The following is a 16,854-nucleotide window of genomic DNA, read 5'->3' as shown; positions in this document are numbered from 1 at the left end:
CTCCTTAATTTTTATACCCGATTTTTATAAAACGGTGTTTTCACTTTCTTGGCCGGAATTTTCCGCCCATGCACTTCTATCTCTACTTCGGCTCCTTCGGCTAAATCTGCCGGAGCATAGCCTACTGCGATTCCTTTAAAAAGCGGAGAGTACGTACCGCTGGTTAAATAACCGATTTCTGCTCCATTTTGCCAAATCTTACAACCGCCTCTGGGGACACCGGCCCCCGTCAGCACAAAACCCGTCAGACGTTTAGATAAGCCGGCGGCTTTTTGCGCTTCTAAAGCGGCTTTTCCTACAAAATTTTCTTTACTGAGTTTTACCACCCAGCCACAACCTGCCTCATAAGAGGTTTGAGTGCCTTCAGCATCCACCCCGTTTAACAAGTAGCCCGCTTCCAAACGCAACACGTCTCTGGCACCCAATCCGCAGGGAAGGACCCCGTCTTGAAGCAAACAATCCCACACTTTTACAATATGGTCCTGCGGCAACATTATTTCTACACCGTCTTCTCCGGTATAGCCGGTACGCGTCACGTAGCCGTTTGCACCGAAAAGTTCCACCTCTTTAATGGTAAAACGCGGCATAGCCTCCACACCGGCAATTAACTTTTCCGCATGGCAAACCGCTTCAGGACCTTGTAAGGCTATCATACCCCAACGGGCACTGTCATTGGTGATTTTAACATTAAATTTAGCGGCATGTTTTTCAAACCAAGCCACATCCGTATCAATACAAGCGGCATTGACTACCACTAAAAATTTTTCGGACGTTAAACAAAACGAAATAGCATCATCAATAATACAACCTTGTTCATTGGTAATATGAAAATAAGTGCCGCAAGGAGGAGTATTTTTGATATTATTGGTGCCGATGTATTGCAAAAAAGCCCAAGCATCAGGGCCTTCTACAAATACTTGCCCCATGTGAGACACGTCAAACATTCCCGCTTTTTCACGTACGGCTTTATGCTCGGCAATAATACTGTTAAACTGCACGGGCAAGTACCACCCGTGGAAATCCACCATCTTTCCGCCTGCTTTTTCGCAAGCCTGCCACAAGGGCGTTTTCTTGAGGGTATCTAAAGTCACAACATGGCCTCCTGATATAGGATTATTGTATAAATATTCCCTTCAAAACTACAAGATTGTTTTTCCGTCCGAAAAATGAAATTGCTATAATAAAAATATGAGCGATACTCAAAGCGTTATCAGTGATGTAAAATTATTTATTGAACGGCTAAAAAAAGACTTGCCGGAAGTTTTTGGCACTACGTCTGACAATGCGGAAACCGAATCCGGTAAAATCCTGTATCAAGGCCGTTTATTGCCGGTTCGCATTCACTTAACTCCCGACCAAGAAGAAGGGGTTGATTTCGCCGGGGATTCGTTTGATATTTATATCCAGAATCCGCAAACAGACGTCAATGCTATGGCGGAAAAATGGCTAAAAGAGAAAGCAGCCGAAGTATTGCGTGCCAAAACGGCTCAGTGGGCCCAAAAAATGGGTGTTGAATATAATAATATTGTCGTAAAAGACCAACAAACGCTTTGGGCCAGTTGCTCTGCCAAAAAAAACATCAATTATACTTACCGCATTATTAAGATGCCTGAGGCTATTAGAGATTATCTAATCATACACGAACTTTCCCACTTAGTACACATGAATCACGGTACGGAATATTGGCAGTTGGTGGCTCAATTCTGCCCCGAATATAAAAATAGCCGCAAGTGGCTTAATGACAATCGTGGGGCTATATTTGCCAATTTGGATTTAAAATACATTGCGCAGGAAGAAAAACCGGCAGAATAAAAATGCCGCACCCCCCTGAAAAGAGTGCGGCATATTCTTAGGAGAGGCGCAGATCCCATGCGCCAACGCGCCAACGCCTCTACTCCATGACAAATTTTCTTTAGTTTTCAAACAAAAAAACTCTTAGATTTTGCTTGTTTGCATGACGCTTCAACTTCCCTAAACGTACAATTTTTCCGGTTTCTTTGTGTTGCACTTGAGCCGAAATCAACGAAAAACTTTTATCTTGATAATTCTCCGGCAAAATGCAGTCTTTTTCTACCACTACCCCTCTGTTTTCTATAATCTCCCCCAAACATCTTCGTTTTTCTTGCCTAGCAGCCCCCCAACCGAGTTTCATCTTGCCTCCGCCTAAACCTCCAAAACGTCTGATGCGATATTGTTTGGCTTTTTGCACAGACCACACAACAGAAACATATCCATTCTTTCTTTCATCTTCCTTTCGTTTTTCTTGAGCCGCTTGAGCAGAAGCGCGCTCCACTTGAGCATAAACTTTAGTTAACAAGGGGGTTTGGTTTTCGTTTGCCGTCAAATAAGCAGGGGTTGTAATGACAATAAAACCCAACAATATATTCATGTAAATTCTTTTCATCTTTTTCTCCTTTTAATTACATATTATACCAAAAGTTAGGCCAAACTAACAAATATTTTTAGGTTTGCCTAACTTTTTACACGACGACAAAAATTTCACAATATATTTTGAGGATTAATAAAATATGATTCCCGTTATGCCGGCCAAACAAATCAGCCCTATCGGGTGCAGTTTAAAACGCAGAAGCAGACGAAAAGAAATAATAAAAATCAGATAACTTTTGTTATCTATAAAATTTTGCCCGTCGCATAAGACTAAGGCAGCAGCAGCAATTAACCCTATAATAGCAGGACGAAGCCCTTTAAATACGGCCTGTACGGCAGGTTTATCCTGATATTTCAAAAAATAGCGAGCCACTAAAATCATGACAATAAAAGAAGGAAGACATACGGCAAATGTGGCTAAAAAAGCACCCCACACGGTATCAGTGGCGGCATATCCGGTGTAAGTAGCCATATTAATTCCTACCGGACCCGGAGTCATTTGGCTTACGGCCACAATATCGGTAAATTCGCCATTGGAAAGCCAACCATATTTCAACACTACTTCATTTTGAATAAAAGAAATCATGGGGTATCCGCCGCCAAAATTAAATAGGCCGATTTTAAAGAAAGTCTTAAAAATTTGCCAATAAATCATTTCTTCCCCCCACGACAAAAAACATATCCCCCTATTGCCGCTACTAATACCACATAAACAGGGGATACTTTGCCCAGCCATACCATCAAAGCGCACAATACAGGCCACCAGAGACTTTTCCAAGTGATACCGGCAGAACGGCTTAAGCGAAATACCGGCACAGCAATCAAAGCCACCACCGCGGGACGGATACCGGCAAAAATACGCTCTACCCATAAGTTTTGCCTAAAATTTTTAAAAAATAGAGCAATTATTAAAATAATGACAAAAGAAGGCAGCACCGCGCCCAATGCACAGACTGCTGCCCCCGAATAAGAGCGCAGTTTGTATCCGGACAAAATAGCCATATTGACCGCCAAAATACCGGGTGCTGATTGGGACATAGCCGTTATATCCAAAAATTCTTTTCTACTGATCCACTTATGTTTGCTCACCAATTCGGCCTCCATCAAAGGCAACATGGCATATCCGCCGCCCAAAGTAAAAGCGCCGATTTTAAAAAAAATAAAAAAAAGTTCCCAATAAAATTTCATATCTGTATTTTACTATTTTAGGGTCTTGTTTTTGCTTCGTTTTATGTTATACTATAAAGATACCTTTTGTATTTTGATGAGGATTTCTTATGAAAAAATTTTGGATATTTTTATTAATGATCGGTTTAGGCACTACTGTTTATGCTGCTCAAAGCCAAACATGGCCAGCTAACACAAAAACAGAAACTTGGCCTGCGGAAAACACCGCTTCCACTTGGCCTTCTGCACAGGATACTTGGCCTGCCGGCACTGAAGCAGAAACTTGCCCTGCTAAAACTGCAGTACAAGGAGCAGAAAATAAAGCCAACAGATTTACAGTCTGCCCCGGCTCTCCAACTCCGGCGCCGGCCCAAAAGTTATCTCAAGAATGGCAGGGCGAAGATCGCACACAAGAGCAACCCTCTCAACAAGCAAACACTCCTGAGCAGGGTTATCCTCAACAGATAGCGGGATATCCTCAAGAAGGCTACCCTCAAGAGGGTTATCCAGCCGATGACAAACAGCCGGAACAAGAAAAAAAAGCAGAAGCAAAAGATAAAGCAGAAAAAGAAATAGAAAAAATTTTAGCCTCTCTTATAAAATAAAAAAGCAAACAAAAAGCCGAGTCTTACGACTCGGCTTTTTTATTTAAATCTACTATTTCTTTATCCAATTTTCTGCTTTAGCATAAGATAAAATGCCTTTTCCGATGCCAACAGCTATTTTCTTTTGTGCTGATTTATTGTTTAAACGAAGAATGTCCTTCGGACTGCTGATATAACCCATTTCCACCAAAATAGCCGGAGATTGTACACCCTTTAATACATAGAAATTTGCTTGGCGAATAGAATTGTTTTGACTCACAGCAATACCGATTCCCGGCTCTTTATATACATAATTACGCACGTGCCCTGCCGCTTTAGAACTTTCATTCATATATTCGTTTTTGGCCAAAGATTGCAACAACATATCCACAAAATTATAATGTGTTTCCTCGTATTGTAAGGCTTCGTTTTCAAAAGAGGCTACTTCGGCGGCTTCTTTATCGGTAGCTTTGTCAGATCGGAAATAAACCTCAAACCCATGCGCAGCCGTACGTTTGGCGGCATTGGTATGAATGGAAACAAACAAATCTGCCTTAAACTCGTTAGCCATTTTGCTACGGCCTGCTAATGTGACAAAAGAATCATTGTCGCGGGTCATTTTAACTTCAAAGCCTTGTTTTTTCAAATAGTCGTATAAGTGCTTTGCTACTGTCAAATTGATATCTTTTTCTTTCAGGCTTTTTCGGCGAACGGCACCGGGATCTTTTCCGCCATGTCCGGGATCTATCATAATCCGCATTTTACGCGGTCCTTTCAAAATAGGAGAAGCATCCGTCATAACCGGTACAGGAGCAGGTTTTAACACCATCTTCGGCTCGGCAGGTGACTCCTTGGCCTCTGCTATCACAGAAGGGACCAACTGCGGTTCCTCTAAATCTAGTTCTTCCGCTTCTTCCGAAACGGCTGATATCACAGGTGCCTCTGCAGGCAAGGCTTGGGCCGCTACAGACAGAACAAGTTTTCCCCCTTCCTCTTGCAAAGCCCACTGCTTACCTTGTTTGGCTAAAATAACTTTAAGTTCCACATCTTTTCCGCGCTGAATCAAAGAGAAAGAACGCACAAAATCGTCTTTTACTCTTTGTGTAATATTGCGTTTTAGAACGGTATTGGGGAAAAGAGCTTTCACCGTATGTTTATTGGGCTGCTCAGAAGAAAAAGAAATATCCCCCTTACGATCAAAAATCAAACGGTCGTACTTATCTTTTTGCTCTTTCTTTACAAAAGCCAAATTATAATTTTTCTCTACAATAAGTGTATTGTTTTCAAAAGTAATTTGGCGATCTAAGGCTTTTTCTATTTGAGGAAGGGTAAAGAAAGAAACCGGAACATAAATTTTACCGCCGGAAGCCACCACTTCCGTTTTTAAAGCAACCGTATTTCCGTTAACAATGGCCTCTTTAAGCGGTGCACTTAAAATGGCATACATGCCCGGAAAAGCAATTTTAATTTGTTTGGCAGCGGAAAAAACTTCCACACTCCCACCCAATTTTTTGGCAGTTGCTCTGGCATCCACCAACACTTTACCATTGACTTGAATAGAAGATACAACCCCTTTATTTTTACCCAGCACGGACACGTCCGTCTTCCCCTGTGCATAAAGAGCCGGAGCAGACAAGAAAAAAAACGAAAGTAAAAATAAAAGGATTTTTTTCATAAAATTCCGCGCAGATCTTTCTCTGCGCGGAGACAAATATACTACTCTAAGACAATTTTATAGTCTTCCCAAGCCAACTGCGGGTCAGACTGTATTTTGAGGGAACGATGAATATTTTCCTCAATATCGGCCTGTTTTTGTTTAATGGCTTCTGCCAAAACAGGATGTAAAACCACGCGCAAAGTACCACCGGGTCGGCCATTGGTCAAATCATACACTTCACGCTGAATTTTAATACGCATACTTTCCGCGGAAAGCACCCGTCCCGAACCATGACACTGCGGACATTCCTCACTGATAAAACTGCCCGTACTTTCGCGTTTTCTTTCGCGGGTCATTTCCACTAGCCCCAAACGGGTAATCGGTAAAATGCGGATTTTGGCACGGTCCCCATGTACGGCATTGGCTAAGGCTTCTACCACGCGGTGACGGCTGGAGGCTTTGCGCATATCAATAAAGTCAATCACGATAATCCCGCCGATATTGCGCAAACGTAATTGGTGTGCAATTTCTTGCGCCGCTTCAATATTGGTTTGAGTGACGGTTTCTTCTTGAGATTTATTTCCGGTAAATTTGCCCGTATTGACGTCAATAGCACACAAAGACTCCGCTTCTTGTATGATAATACTGCCCCCGTTAGGAAGCGGAAGTTTAGTCTTGCGCAAGTTATCAATTTCCGGCTCAATTCCATAAGCCTCAAAAATAGGGGTTTTCCCTTTATAAAGTTGTACTCTGTCTTCCAACTCCGGAGAATTTTTCTTCACGAAATCGCGCACGCGTTCATAATCAGATTTATTGTCTAATAAATAAATTTTGGCGTTTTCACTCAGCACGTCACGCGCCACCTGCAAAACGGCATCCATATCTTCGTGCAACAAAGCCGGAGACGGCAAATTATCAAACTTCTTTAAAATCGATTGCCATTGGCGGTACAAGTATTTAACTTCCCGTTCCAATTCCTCTTTGGTGGCTTCTTCGGCTTCTGTGCGCACGATACAACCCATTCCGTTCAAATGTTTTTCGGCCAATTCTTGCATAACTTCATTAAGTTTGTGACGGGCTTCGCTATCTTCGATGTTCTTAGATACTCCTACAAAACTTTGATGCGGAGTTAACACCAAATAACGACCCGGCAAAGTGACGTCCATCGTCACTTTCATACCTTTGGTACCAATGGCATCTTTGACCACTTGCACCATAATTTGTTGGCCTTTTTTGAGTACTTTTTCAATATTTTTACGGTCTGCACCTAAAATATCGGAAATATACAAATAGGCATTTTTTTCATATCCGATATTGGCAAAAGCACTGGAAATACCCGGCAACACATTTTCTACGGTTGCTTTGTAAATATTTCCCACAATATTCAAAGAACCTCTGCGTTCCCACATCAGTTCATTGATACGGTCATTTTCTAAAATAGCGATGCGCGTTTCTTCAAAAGAGGTATTTACAATCACCTCTACCTTCGGCGCTTCTTCTAAAATATTGCTCATACAAATCCTCTTAGCTATATGACGTGTAAATTTCCTTGTCCGTCACGCCAGTACAACTCTTCTCTGGTAAATTTTAAACCTTCTATTGTAAATTCTGCTTCCGTTGGCACTACCATATTCAGCCATGCCGCCAAAAGATGTTCCGGCTTAGCCGTTTTGTCAAAATGCCGTTGCAAAAGCAGTTCCAACCTGTCCGCACGCACCTGCCTAACCGATAAAACAAACGGTTTTAAATCTTGCACAACCGTCATAGAATTAGGAGCTTGTGCGGTTAAATATATATGTTCTCCGCCAAAAAACGCTTCGAGCGAATGAACGGGAGTATAGCGACTAAAATCCCCCTCCACCGCATATTGCATTACTTCCGCCAACTGACTAACCGAAGGCAACGCATACGGAACTCTTTTTACATGCAAAACACGAATCCCTGCCGCTGACTTGGTTAATGCGGATAAGGCGGCTTCTTCCTTGACGGGGGAAGAAAAATATAAATCCGCATATTCTGCCAAACTAAACTGCCCATATCCTAAAGCAGGGCCATAGGCAAGTCTGGGCCAATTTTTGTTCACTTTTGCCGGTTCAAAAGGCAATCCGCTGCGCAAAACCATATTGCGTAAAGCTGCAAAAATACGCTTATGATCCCACGTGCCGGACACAGTAAACACTACTCGCATTTTATAAATTTTTGGGGCATTGTTCATAGTCTTTTCTTATACCAAAGTAATCCTGCGGGCATATACTGATTGTACTACACCCAAAGCCAGCATACTAGACACTAAATTGGACCCCCCGTAAGAAATAAACGGCAGCGGAATTCCTGCCACCGGGAAAAGACCAATCAACATGCCAAAATTAATCAACATATACGTCAAAAACATACCAAAAATGCCGCTACACACCAAATAACCGTACCGATCGCTGGACAAATAGGCAATCATGGCAATGCGCCATAAAATCAACAAATACAAACCCAGCACCGTTAACGTCCCCCACAAGCCTAATTCTTCCCCCACTACCGCCAAAATAAAATCAGTATGTTTTTCAGGCACAAAGCCCAAGCGCGATTGCGTACCGGAAAATAATCCTTTTCCCAATACCCCGCCGGACCCCATCGCAATTTGAGCCTGCAAAACATTATAAGAGGCCCCCTGCGGATCTGATTGCGGTGCCAAAAAAGCCTCCACACGTTTACGTTGATAAGGTTTCATTTGGTGGTCCACAAAAACCCCTGCAAAAAAGCCGGCCATTACAACCATTGTAGCCAATACAAAATAAAAAGAAGGCAAGAAAACGCGCAACTGCTTAAACATCCACCAAAAAACATATCCCCCCACCGCCAATAACAAACAAAATCCTCCCATATACCATACGGAGGAAGACAGTTTATAAAAAACAGAAAGAATCTTATAATCCAACAAGGCAGGATGCAAGTATAAATATGTCCAAGTAATGGTAAAAAATCCGGCTACCAAAGCAAAAACGGCAATCAGTGCCAAATAAAAGACATTAATCCCTGCGCAGTACAAAAGCGCAATCAGAGCCGGAAAGGTAATAACAATAGAAGAAAAATCCGGCTGCATCATAATCAAGCCAAAAATCGGCCCCACCAATACCCCCAATAAAATCAATGTGCGCATATCGCGGATACGCCTGCCCTGTCTATCCAAAAAAGCCGCTGCCACCAAAATAGTTAACACGCGGCAAATTTCCGCCGGTTGCATGGAAAAGAAAGGCAAAACAAACCAAGATTTGCTCCCCCGCTGATAGGTACCAAAAATCAATACCCCTATCAGTAAAGCCATAATAACTCCATACAAAGGCTTCCACTGTTCATCAAAAATTTGATAATTAAAACTCCAAGCCGTCACAAAAACGCCCAACGCTAAAGGCAAAGCAACCAAATGAGTCCGCACTACGGCATTAGACAAAGACAAAGCATTCACCGCAGACATAATGCACAAAGCCCCCAAGAAGGCCAACCCCAACATGGCCCCCAATAAAACCCAATCTATTTTTCCTTTGCGGGAAGAAGATTTATATCCTATCATGCATTTCCTCCTGCCACCTGTTCCTTTTGAGCGGGGGCGACTTTCAATCTCCTAACGGGATCTTGAATAGAAAAATATGCCTTTAACATTTCTCTGGCTATCGGGCCTGCCGCAGAAGATCCACCCTCTCCATATTCCACAAATACCGCTACGGCTATCTCCGGCTCTTTCCCTTCAGGAGCGGCAAAAGCCATAAACCAACCGTGATCCGGCCCATGCGGATTTTGGGCCGTTCCTGTTTTGCCATAAACGTCCAACCCTTTTATTTTTACACGTGCGGCTGTGCCGGTATCCACTGTATGTTTCAAGGCCTTAAAAATTAAATCCCAAGTACTTTTTTGGATACTTACAGTTCCTATTTGCCGGCTTTTTCCGATTTCTAACACTTTACCCGTTTGACTATGCACTAAGCGGTCTAAATAATAGGGTTTCCATAATTTTCCTTTGCTGGCAACTGCACTGGCAAACTGAGCCATTTTAATCGGAGTCACCAACAATTCTCCTTGTCCGATAGATAAATTCAATGTATCTCCGATAAACCAATATGAACGGTTGCGCGCACGTTTGGTAGGACCATATAAGTTGCCTGCTTTTTCACCGGGCAAGTCAATTCCGGTCGGTTGCCCGAACTGAAACATCCTTTGCACTTTTTCTATCACGGCAGAACCCATTTGAGCGGCAATTGTGTAGAAATAAACATCACAAGATCCGGCCATGGCGCCAAAAAAATCCACCGGACCATGTGTACTCCAACAACGAAATAATCGAGATCCGGCATCATAATGACCGGGACAACCAATAATTTTATGAGGATCAAAATCGCCTTTTTCTATCGCGGCGATAGCGGTAATGATTTTAAAGGTGGATGCGGGAGGATAAATCCCTTGTACGGCCAAATTATATTCGTTGATTCTTTTGGATTTCACTTCCGGCTCGTCGGAGTAGGGGATAAACATATTCGGATTAAAGGCCGGTGCTGAAACCAAAGCCAAAATAGCCCCCGTACGCGGGTCCATTGCCACAGCGGCTCCACGTCCCGTTTTAGATTTTTTTAATCCTTCTTCTGCTGCTTGCTGCACATTGTGATTTAACGTCAAATACACATCATGTCCAGCACGCCATTTGCGGTCTTCAATTACCCTTTTCACCCGTCCGCGAAAATCTACTTCTAAATATACGCCCCCGTCACGTCCTTTCATTTCTTTTTCAAACTTTTTTTCCAGCCCGTTCTTTCCGATTTTGGCATTCAAACGATAATCCAACGACAAATCTCTATTTTTCCATTCTTTTCCTTCCATACTCCCCAGATACCCCACCAAATGACTGGCAAAAGCACCGTATGGATAAACACGTTTGTTTTCTTCGATTAAATAAAGACCGGGATAATAAAGCAATAATTCTTTTAAAGAAATAGCCGTTTTGGGAGAGAGATTTTCCGCCAAAGCCAATGCTTTTCCGCTGCGGACCCCTTTGTTTAATTTTTCCAACAAGACTTTCTGTTCAGCCCCCAATAAGGGCGCAAAATCCTGCGACAAACGCTCTAAATATTCTTTATCTTTAGGACCTGCGGATAAGTAATACAAATTGAAAGAAGGGGCATTGGCGGCTACGGCTTTGCCATCTGCAGTAAAAATGCGACCGCGAGGAGCCGTCTGATACAATACTTGCGTACGGTTTTGTTCCGCCAATTGAAGATAATGCGTATGACGTATCAACTGTATATCCGCCAAACGCAATGCCACCACCGCTCCTGCCAAAAAGGCCACGATGAGCAAAGATTTTAAGCGGTTATTAAAACAAATTTTAGTAGTTGCCATTAGGAAATTTTGATTTCTATAGCAAAAATGCGGTGCAAAATTTTAAAGACAAAAGGCGTCAGTACCGCATTTAAAGTTATCCCGCCTATCCATGGCCAAAAACCACTCCAAGCCGAAAAACCGGTAAAAACTTTGAGCAATAACAAATTAAGCAAAGAAGCACTTACTGTTAAAAAGAATATACTAAAAACCTGCGGAATTACTCCGTCAAAATCCAAACGCTTCTCCATACCGTAAATTGCACAAGCGCATAAGGTAAAAATAAAAGCATTACAACCAAATAGTTTAACTCCGAAAAAATCTAAAAACAGACCACTCAAAAAGGCCGTCGGATATCCAAACTCCGGTTTTAAATAGGCGCAAATCACCATAGCAAAAATAAGCATAATATTGACAGTGATTCCCACTTCACCGAAAATGGCCATAAATGCCCAATGAAAAATAGTGGCCGAAAAAAATGAAATTAAAAGTTTAATAATCGTTATCATTTGTTCACTTTCTTTTTCTGATCAATCAAAATAAATAATTCCCGCACCAAAGAAGCATTGGCCGCAGGAATCACCCTAGCCAACGGGGCAGTGGCACCTTCCACTTCCTTTTCCACTTGTTCTACTTCTCCTACCAAAATTCCGGAAGGAAATATAGTGCTGGAAGAAGAAGTATACACTTTTTCTCCTTTTTGAAGTTGGGACAAGACAGATAAATATTGCATTTTCAACAGACCGCTTCCGCTTCCGCTGATCAATCCCTCTTCTTTTGAAGGCAACGCATACACTGCAGCTGAAAAATCTTCATCTTGCAAAAGAAGCACCTTAGCCGTATTTTCTGCACATTCTATAACGACCCCCACCAACACGGGTACGCCGTCTTTTAAAGCAATAGCAGCCGCCCTTTCTTGCACGCCTGCAGAAGTGCCTTTATCAATAATAACACTGTTCCACTGTGTCGGCTCACGATAAGCAGTTTTTGCCCAAATGCCGCTCCACCCCTGCGGAGAACTCAATTGCAAAGAGGCCGTCAATCTTTCATTTTCCGCCATAATCTCCTTAGCTTGGGCATTTTCTAAGCGTAATTGCTCCATTTCTTCTTTCAGACGTTCATTTTCTTGATGAACATTTAAAAGTGTTTGTACCGTTTGATTTACTTCTCCGGCATATTCTACTGTTCCATGAGCGGCACGAATTTGAGGGATAAAGACATAAGATAAAATAGCCTTTACAGAAGCAACGGGACTTTCCAAAGGCAAAATCATCAAAAACAAGGAAAGCAACAAAAAAACCACCGGCAGAATTTTACGTCTGCGGCTTCCCTGAGTCACATTCATTTTGCGTTTATTTTTTCGTTGCATAAATAAAATTTCAAAAAAAAGCGGACAAAGTTCTCAGGCTTAAGAACCCTGTCCGCTCATTGTAGCAAAAAACTTAGTAAGATTTACCTCTGCTTCCAAAGAAACGAGATCCTTTTTCGTTCAGTTGCTCCAAGAATTTACCCGTCCCCAATGCCACACAACTTAAGGGGTCTGCAGCACGATGCACCGGAATATCCGTTTCTTTGCGGATCAAATCGGTAATACCGCGCAACAAACTTCCACCGCCGGCAACCACCAAACCGCGATCGACCAAATCGGCCGCTAGTTCGGGTGGGGTTTCTTCTAGGGTGCTCTTGATTACATCAATAATCAAACGAACAGGTTCCATTAAAGCCTGACGGATCTCCTCAGAAGTCACCGTCAATGTACGCGGCAACCCTTGTGTTTGATCACGTCCTTTTACTTCCATGGATTTTTCTTCTTTAAGCGGATAGACAGAACCTAAATTGATTTTTACCTCTTCAGCAGTCGTTTCACCGATAATCAAATTGTATTTCTTGCGGAAATACTGCACGATACATTCGGTCAACTCATCACCGGCCACATCGATGGATTTAGCCACCACCATGCCGCCCAAGGAAATCACAGCCACTTCTGTGGTACCACCACCGATATCTACAATCATACTGGCGTGGGGTTCTGCAATAGGTAAATCTGCACCCATGGCTGAAGCCATAGGTTCTTCAATCAAGTAGACTTCCCGAGCACCGGCTTGCCGGGCCGCGTCATCCACGGCCCTGCGTTCTACACCGGTAATATCAGAGGGAATGCCAATGACAATTCTAGGGCGCAACAAACTGCTGCGGCTATGTACCTTACGAATAAAGTAGCGAATCATCTCCTGCGTCACTTCGAAATCGGCAATTACACCGTTTTTCATCGGACGAACGGCAATGATATTCGCGGGCGTGCGACCTAACATTTGCTTGGCCTTCGCGCCGACGGCTTTTACCTCGCCGGTTTCGCGTTCCACAGCCACGACAGAGGGTTCTCTGAGCACAATGCCTTTATCCTTGACGTAAATCAAGCAGTTGGCAGTGCCGAGGTCCATGCCGAGGTCAGAGGAAAACAGCCCCCCCAGATAGTCAATAACCATTTAGTCCACCAATTTAATGATAGCCACTTGGGCATTGTCACCTTGGCGTACACCGGCACGATAAATGCGAGTGAAACCACCAGGGCGATTTTGATAACGAGCCGCCAACACATCAAACAATTTTTTGTAGGCGTTCTTATCTTTCAAGGTATCTTTAACGGCCAAATGATCATTGGCTTTGGCTAAAGTAATCAAACCTTCCACCACGCGGCGAACTTCTTTGGCCTTGGGCAGAGTGGTTTTTACTTCTTCGTGCAAGATAATGCTGGTAGCCATATTTTTAAGCATGGCATTCTTGTGAGAAGAAGTTTTGCCGAGTTTACGGTATCCAGTATTCTTAATCATCTTTTACAGTCCTTATAACGGGTAATACCCTAAATTTTCATGCCCAGAGACAAATTCATCTCGGCCAGTCTTTCTTTAATTTCGTCCATAGATTTGGCACCGAAATTTTTGACCATTTTCAAATCATCTTCCGTCATTTTGATTAAATCGCGAACGGTATTTACGTTCTCGGATTTCAAACAATTAATGGAACGAGAAGAGAGTTCAATGAACTCAATAGACTGGTTAAGCACTTCGTCAAGTTTAGAATTGACGGGAGTAGCGCCGCTGACGCTGCCGGTGGTGGAAATCGGTTCAACCATATCGGCGGCCGTGCTGACGGCCACAGTACCCGGTTCTTCACCTTCGATGGTGAAGATATGTAAAGAACCAGAGAGCAAGACCGCAGCGCGGTGCAAAGCACGAGAAGGTTCTAAAGTACCGTCGGTAGTGATTTCCAAAATCAAGCGATCGTAGTCGGTTTTTTGACCAACACGAGCAGGTTCAACGTCATAGTGGACTTTGACAATGGGAGAGAACAAGGCATCCACCGGAATAAAACCGGCAGGGCGTTGAATCTTGGCCAAGTCTTCAGCCGGCACATAGCCTTTACCGCGGGAAATTTCAATTTCCATTTCAATGCTGCCGCCCACTTCCAAAGTGGCCAACTGCAAATCTTTGTTTACGATGCTGACACCGTCTACTTCTTCGATATCAGCAGCGGTCACTGCGCCGGGTTTAGCAGCGTTTAAAGTGACATATTCACGGTTTTTGCCGTCCATCTTAATGCGCAACTGTTTCAAATTGAGCAAGATGTTGATGACGTCTTCCCGCACGTTGGGCAAAGTACAGAATTCATGCACGGCGCCTTTAATGCGCACAGCCGTCACCGCAACACCTTCCATACCGGAAAGTAAAATGCGGCGCAAAGAATTGCCTACGGTGTGACCATAGCCGCTTTCATACGGTTCGGCGGTAAATTTTGCATACCGATCCGAAGCAGTTTTTTCGTCCAGCTGTATCTTTTGGGGAAGAACTAATTCATTAAAAGCCATTTCAGCCTCCGCACTATTTAGAATAGTATTCTACGATGAGCTGCTCATTGACAGGGTAGGACATTTCCGCTCTGTCGGGCCATCTCAAAAGCTTACCAGTCAATTTTTCTGCATCAAATTCCAAGAAACTGGGGCGTTGGTTGCGTTTTTCCGTTTCTACCAATCCTTGCTTTACTTGCGTATTTTCGGCCAAAGCAGCACTCAAGGCCACTTTATCACCGGGTTTTACTTGGAAAGAGGGCACATTGACAGGTTTTCCGTTTACCGTCACATAACCGTGCAATACGATTTGGCGGGCCGTTTTCAAAGATACGGCAAAACCTAAGCGGCGCACGATATTATCTAAGCGGGTTTCCAACAAGCGCAAGAAGTTTTCACCGGTTTGACCTTGCAATTTGGAAGCCTTATCAAACATATTGCGGAACGGAATTTCAGACATACCCGATTGAAAGCGGGCTTTCTGTTTTTCCTGCAAACGAATGCCATATTCGGACAATTTGGCACGGCGCACTTTGCCGGCACCTTTACCACCGCGTACTTTGGCAGAGGCCAATTTATCAATAACGCAGTTGGTGTAGCATTTGGTTCCTTTAAGGAACAATTTGCAATCTAATTTTCTGCATTTTTTGCAGCTAGCTTCAGTATTTCTAGACATAAATCTTATACTCTCCGGGCTTTAGGGGGTCTGCATCCGTTGTGCGGGATGGGGGTCACGTCTTTAATAGAGGAAACCGTAAGGCCGGCTTGTTGTACAGCACGTACAGCGGTTTCACGTCCCTGACCGGGGCCACAAACTTTTACGGCTACTTCGCGCATGCCCAAAGCAACGGCTTTTTCAGCAGCTTTGTTGCAGGTAATTTGAGCAGCAAACGGAGTGCTTTTTTTGGTGCCTTTGAAACCATGAGAACCGGCGGTGGACCAAGCAATGGTGTTGCCTTTGTCGTCGCTGACGGTCACGATGGTGTTATTGAAAGAACAATAAATATGCACCACGCCGAATGCAGGAGCTTTGGCGTTTTTCTTTTTGCCTTTTGCCGCAGGAGCAGCAGAGGCGGTTTTAATTTCTTTTTCTTCTGCCATATGTTAAATCCTAAAATTTAAAGTTATTTAGACTTAGAACCGACGGTTTTTCTTCTGCCGCGGCGGGTTCTGCTATTGGTTTTGGTACGTTGACCACGGACCGGCAAGTTTCTGCGGTGGCGTTGGCCTTTGTAGGAACCAATTTCAATAAAGCGGTGAATGTTTTGGGCTACTTCTCTGCGCAATTCACCTTCCACCTTGTATTCTTTTTGCAAGATGGTGTTCAAAAGACCGGCCTGTTGTTCGGTAAGGTCTTTTACTCTGGTAGCGGGGTCAATTTGGCCTTCCAATTTAGCGAGTACTTCTTTCGCATTCTTTTTGCCAATACCATAGATGTATTCCAACGCTACATCAATTCTTTTATTTTTCGGTAAATCAATACCTGCGACTCTAGCCATATTTTATAGAACTCCTCTAAATTAACCTTGGCGTTGTTTGTGTTTGGCGACTTCGCACACTACACGTACCACGCCGTTGCGCTTAATGATTTTGCACTTTTGGCATATTTTCTTTACACTAGCTCTGACTTTCATTTATTTCTCCCTATAAGTGATTCTGCCTTTGGTTAAGTCATACGGGGACAATTCAAGCTTTACTTTGTCTCCGGGCAGAATTCTTATATGATGAACTCTCATTTTCCCGGATATGTGTCCTAAAACCACTTTGCCGCCCGGAATTTCAATTTTGAACATTGCGTTGGGCAAGGATTCCAAGACTTTGCCTTCTACTTCTATTTTATCGCTCATACATCTCCG

General features: G+C 43.3%; 21 protein-coding genes. 2 read left to right on the top strand and 19 right to left on the bottom strand.

The features are described from left to right. Positions 1 to 11: 11 nt before the first annotated feature. On the bottom strand, positions 12 to 1,091 hold the full coding sequence (gene gcvT / locus IKL48_04970) for a glycine cleavage system aminomethyltransferase GcvT (protein MBR3604009.1): 1,080 nt from the start codon (positions 1,089 to 1,091) through the stop codon (positions 12 to 14). 97 nt (positions 1,092 to 1,188) lie between these two features. Between gcvT and IKL48_04965 the strand changes: the two genes are divergently transcribed. Further along, entirely contained in the window at positions 1,189 to 1,812 is a 624-nt protein-coding gene (locus tag IKL48_04965; protein ID MBR3604008.1) for a M48 family metallopeptidase, read from the top strand. A gap of 100 nt (positions 1,813 to 1,912) precedes the next feature. Here the strand turns inward: IKL48_04965 and IKL48_04960 are convergent, their stop codons facing one another. From IKL48_04960 to IKL48_04950, 3 genes are all read right to left on the bottom strand, one after another. Then, on the bottom strand, positions 1,913 to 2,404 hold the full coding sequence (locus tag IKL48_04960) for a hypothetical protein (GenBank protein MBR3604007.1): 492 nt from the start codon (positions 2,402 to 2,404) through the stop codon (positions 1,913 to 1,915). Positions 2,405 to 2,518: 114 nt separating this feature from the next. Next, the gene (locus IKL48_04955; protein ID MBR3604006.1) at positions 2,519 to 3,043 is read right to left on the bottom strand and encodes a chromate transporter; all 525 of its coding nucleotides are present in this window, start codon (positions 3,041 to 3,043) and stop codon (positions 2,519 to 2,521) included. Further along, complete coding sequence (locus IKL48_04950; GenBank protein ID MBR3604005.1) at positions 3,040 to 3,576, bottom strand: chromate transporter; 537 nt, start codon at positions 3,574 to 3,576, stop codon at positions 3,040 to 3,042. Before IKL48_04950 ends, IKL48_04955 begins: the two co-directional genes overlap by 4 nt. An 89-nt stretch (positions 3,577 to 3,665) precedes the next feature. Between IKL48_04950 and IKL48_04945 the strand changes: the two genes are divergently transcribed. After that, on the top strand, positions 3,666 to 4,160 hold the full coding sequence (locus tag IKL48_04945; GenBank protein MBR3604004.1) for a hypothetical protein: 495 nt from the start codon (positions 3,666 to 3,668) through the stop codon (positions 4,158 to 4,160). 52 nt (positions 4,161 to 4,212) lie between these two features. On the opposite strand, the gene IKL48_04940 is transcribed toward IKL48_04945, so the two are convergent. The 15 genes from IKL48_04940 to infA form a co-directional block, all read right to left on the bottom strand. Further along, positions 4,213 to 5,814 (bottom strand): N-acetylmuramoyl-L-alanine amidase, encoded by a 1,602-nt coding sequence (locus IKL48_04940; protein ID MBR3604003.1) that lies wholly within the window; start codon positions 5,812 to 5,814, stop codon positions 4,213 to 4,215. Positions 5,815 to 5,855: 41 nt separating this feature from the next. After that, positions 5,856 to 7,310 (bottom strand): Rne/Rng family ribonuclease, encoded by a 1,455-nt coding sequence (locus IKL48_04935; GenBank protein ID MBR3604002.1) that lies wholly within the window; start codon positions 7,308 to 7,310, stop codon positions 5,856 to 5,858. 14 nt (positions 7,311 to 7,324) lie between these two features. Next, on the bottom strand, positions 7,325 to 8,011 hold the full coding sequence (locus IKL48_04930) for a DUF2344 domain-containing protein (protein MBR3604001.1): 687 nt from the start codon (positions 8,009 to 8,011) through the stop codon (positions 7,325 to 7,327). Positions 8,012 to 8,020: 9 nt separating this feature from the next. Then, positions 8,021 to 9,358 (bottom strand): rod shape-determining protein RodA, encoded by a 1,338-nt coding sequence (locus IKL48_04925; protein ID MBR3604000.1) that lies wholly within the window; start codon positions 9,356 to 9,358, stop codon positions 8,021 to 8,023. Continuing rightward, on the bottom strand, positions 9,355 to 11,175 hold the full coding sequence (gene mrdA / locus IKL48_04920; GenBank protein ID MBR3603999.1) for a penicillin-binding protein 2: 1,821 nt from the start codon (positions 11,173 to 11,175) through the stop codon (positions 9,355 to 9,357). Before mrdA ends, IKL48_04925 begins: the two co-directional genes overlap by 4 nt. Next, positions 11,175 to 11,663 carry a rod shape-determining protein MreD gene (mreD, locus tag IKL48_04915; GenBank protein MBR3603998.1) on the bottom strand — a complete coding sequence of 163 codons (489 nt, stop codon included), beginning with the start codon at positions 11,661 to 11,663 and terminating at the stop codon, positions 11,175 to 11,177. The genes mrdA and mreD overlap by 1 nt, the downstream gene beginning before the upstream one ends. After that, positions 11,660 to 12,523 carry a rod shape-determining protein MreC gene (gene mreC, locus IKL48_04910; protein MBR3603997.1) on the bottom strand — a complete coding sequence of 288 codons (864 nt, stop codon included), beginning with the start codon at positions 12,521 to 12,523 and terminating at the stop codon, positions 11,660 to 11,662. Before mreC ends, mreD begins: the two co-directional genes overlap by 4 nt. Before the next feature lie 73 nt (positions 12,524 to 12,596). Then, positions 12,597 to 13,640, bottom strand: coding sequence for a rod shape-determining protein (locus IKL48_04905; GenBank protein MBR3603996.1), 1,044 nt, complete (start codon positions 13,638 to 13,640; stop codon positions 12,597 to 12,599). Continuing rightward, positions 13,641 to 13,985: a 50S ribosomal protein L17 gene (gene rplQ / locus IKL48_04900; GenBank protein ID MBR3603995.1), complete on the bottom strand. Its 345-nt coding sequence runs from the start codon at positions 13,983 to 13,985 to the stop codon at positions 13,641 to 13,643. 29 nt (positions 13,986 to 14,014) lie between these two features. Continuing rightward, on the bottom strand, positions 14,015 to 15,019 hold the full coding sequence (locus IKL48_04895; GenBank protein ID MBR3603994.1) for a DNA-directed RNA polymerase subunit alpha: 1,005 nt from the start codon (positions 15,017 to 15,019) through the stop codon (positions 14,015 to 14,017). A gap of 13 nt (positions 15,020 to 15,032) precedes the next feature. Next, a complete protein-coding gene (gene rpsD / locus IKL48_04890) occupies positions 15,033 to 15,674 on the bottom strand; it encodes a 30S ribosomal protein S4 (GenBank protein MBR3603993.1) in 642 nt (213 codons plus the stop codon). A gap of 5 nt (positions 15,675 to 15,679) precedes the next feature. Next, complete coding sequence (rpsK, locus tag IKL48_04885) at positions 15,680 to 16,099, bottom strand: 30S ribosomal protein S11 (GenBank protein ID MBR3603992.1); 420 nt, start codon at positions 16,097 to 16,099, stop codon at positions 15,680 to 15,682. Positions 16,100 to 16,122: 23 nt separating this feature from the next. Continuing rightward, positions 16,123 to 16,497, bottom strand: coding sequence for a 30S ribosomal protein S13 (rpsM, locus tag IKL48_04880; protein MBR3603991.1), 375 nt, complete (start codon positions 16,495 to 16,497; stop codon positions 16,123 to 16,125). Between the two features lie 21 nt (positions 16,498 to 16,518). Continuing rightward, positions 16,519 to 16,632 (bottom strand): 50S ribosomal protein L36, encoded by a 114-nt coding sequence (rpmJ, locus tag IKL48_04875; protein ID MBR3603990.1) that lies wholly within the window; start codon positions 16,630 to 16,632, stop codon positions 16,519 to 16,521. Further along, positions 16,633 to 16,845: a translation initiation factor IF-1 gene (infA, locus tag IKL48_04870; protein ID MBR3603989.1), complete on the bottom strand. Its 213-nt coding sequence runs from the start codon at positions 16,843 to 16,845 to the stop codon at positions 16,633 to 16,635. Positions 16,846 to 16,854 lie beyond the last annotated feature (9 nt).

The organism is Elusimicrobiaceae bacterium (assembly GCA_017520185.1).
Classification (GTDB): Bacteria; Elusimicrobiota; Elusimicrobia; order Elusimicrobiales; family Elusimicrobiaceae; genus Avelusimicrobium.
Note: the sequence above shows the minus strand (reverse complement) of the source record. Positions and strands in the feature narration are given on the sequence as shown.

Coding starts and splice junctions, on each gene's coding strand:
- IKL48_04965 (MBR3604008.1), top strand. CDS start 1,189: ATGAGCGATACTCAAAGCGTTATCAGTGATGTAAAATTATTTATTGAA.
- IKL48_04960 (MBR3604007.1), bottom strand. CDS start 2,404: ATGAAAAGAATTTACATGAATATATTGTTGGGTTTTATTGTCATTACA.
- IKL48_04955 (MBR3604006.1), bottom strand. CDS start 3,043: ATGATTTATTGGCAAATTTTTAAGACTTTCTTTAAAATCGGCCTATTT.
- IKL48_04950 (MBR3604005.1), bottom strand. CDS start 3,576: ATGAAATTTTATTGGGAACTTTTTTTTATTTTTTTTAAAATCGGCGCT.
- IKL48_04945 (MBR3604004.1), top strand. CDS start 3,666: ATGAAAAAATTTTGGATATTTTTATTAATGATCGGTTTAGGCACTACT.
- IKL48_04940 (MBR3604003.1), bottom strand. CDS start 5,814: ATGAAAAAAATCCTTTTATTTTTACTTTCGTTTTTTTTCTTGTCTGCT.
- IKL48_04935 (MBR3604002.1), bottom strand. CDS start 7,310: ATGAGCAATATTTTAGAAGAAGCGCCGAAGGTAGAGGTGATTGTAAAT.
- IKL48_04930 (MBR3604001.1), bottom strand. CDS start 8,011: ATGAACAATGCCCCAAAAATTTATAAAATGCGAGTAGTGTTTACTGTG.
- IKL48_04925 (MBR3604000.1), bottom strand. CDS start 9,358: ATGATAGGATATAAATCTTCTTCCCGCAAAGGAAAAATAGATTGGGTT.
- mrdA (MBR3603999.1), bottom strand. CDS start 11,175: ATGGCAACTACTAAAATTTGTTTTAATAACCGCTTAAAATCTTTGCTC.
- mreD (MBR3603998.1), bottom strand. CDS start 11,663: ATGATAACGATTATTAAACTTTTAATTTCATTTTTTTCGGCCACTATT.
- mreC (MBR3603997.1), bottom strand. CDS start 12,523: ATGCAACGAAAAAATAAACGCAAAATGAATGTGACTCAGGGAAGCCGC.
- IKL48_04905 (MBR3603996.1), bottom strand. CDS start 13,640: ATGGTTATTGACTATCTGGGGGGGCTGTTTTCCTCTGACCTCGGCATG.
- rplQ (MBR3603995.1), bottom strand. CDS start 13,985: ATGATTAAGAATACTGGATACCGTAAACTCGGCAAAACTTCTTCTCAC.
- IKL48_04895 (MBR3603994.1), bottom strand. CDS start 15,019: ATGGCTTTTAATGAATTAGTTCTTCCCCAAAAGATACAGCTGGACGAA.
- rpsD (MBR3603993.1), bottom strand. CDS start 15,674: ATGTCTAGAAATACTGAAGCTAGCTGCAAAAAATGCAGAAAATTAGAT.
- rpsK (MBR3603992.1), bottom strand. CDS start 16,099: ATGGCAGAAGAAAAAGAAATTAAAACCGCCTCTGCTGCTCCTGCGGCA.
- rpsM (MBR3603991.1), bottom strand. CDS start 16,497: ATGGCTAGAGTCGCAGGTATTGATTTACCGAAAAATAAAAGAATTGAT.
- rpmJ (MBR3603990.1), bottom strand. CDS start 16,632: ATGAAAGTCAGAGCTAGTGTAAAGAAAATATGCCAAAAGTGCAAAATC.
- infA (MBR3603989.1), bottom strand. CDS start 16,845: ATGAGCGATAAAATAGAAGTAGAAGGCAAAGTCTTGGAATCCTTGCCC.